Origin of the sequence: Roseomonas sp. KE2513 (assembly GCF_016107305.1) — a bacterium.
Lineage (GTDB): Bacteria > Pseudomonadota > Alphaproteobacteria > Acetobacterales > Acetobacteraceae > Roseomonas.
On the sequence record NZ_RCVR01000180.1, the window covers coordinates 1 to 587 of the forward strand.

Annotated in this window: 2 protein-coding genes; both read right to left on the reverse strand. The window is 68.3% G+C overall.

Features of this window, described 5'->3' with window-relative positions; all coding sequences use genetic code 11:
- The coding region (locus tag D9599_RS30840) for a CsbD family protein (protein WP_198385151.1) at positions 1-127 on the reverse strand (127 nt) is incomplete at its 3' end.
- Between the two features lie 154 nt (positions 128-281).
- Positions 282-587, reverse strand: a 306-nt coding sequence (locus D9599_RS30845) for a response regulator transcription factor (protein ID WP_198385152.1), incomplete at its 5' end; no start/stop codon positions are given.

Below are 587 nucleotides of genomic sequence, written 5' to 3' on the forward strand. Positions count from 1 at the left end.
GCTTGCCTTCGGCCTTCTCTGCGCGACCTTCAGCTTGTGCCTTGGCGTCGCCGGTGAGCTTGCCGATGGCCTCCTTGACGGAGCCCCGTACCCGTGCGGCCTCGCCGGGGGATGGATCCTGGTTCATCGGCTCGTCCCTGATGAGGTTCCGCCCTGGACGGGATAGGTCCAGCCGCGGCGCTCGCTGCCACAACCGAGGCACCTTGTCAGAGTTCGTTCCGCGATAGGGATGTCACTGTTTGAGAATGGTGCACCTGCACTAAGAGGCCAGGGACACCGCACTAATCTTTCGTCGGCGCAGGAGACTTTGGCGGGGCGCCACCCGTGAAGCCGCGCTCGCGGGCCCAGACGACCAGGGAGGCCCGGCTGCGCACGCCGGTCCGGCGGTAGAGCGCGGTGACGTGGTTGCGCACCGTGTTGCGGGAGAGCCCGAGCTTGTTGGCGATGGCCTCGTCGGCCATGCCGCGGCACACCAGGGCCAGCACGTCCCGGCCGCGTGGGGGAAGGTCGGACAGTTCGGACGTGCTGGTGCAGCCGAGTACGTCCGGGCGCCGCAGCTTGGCGAGCTTCTCCAGCACGACCCGGCT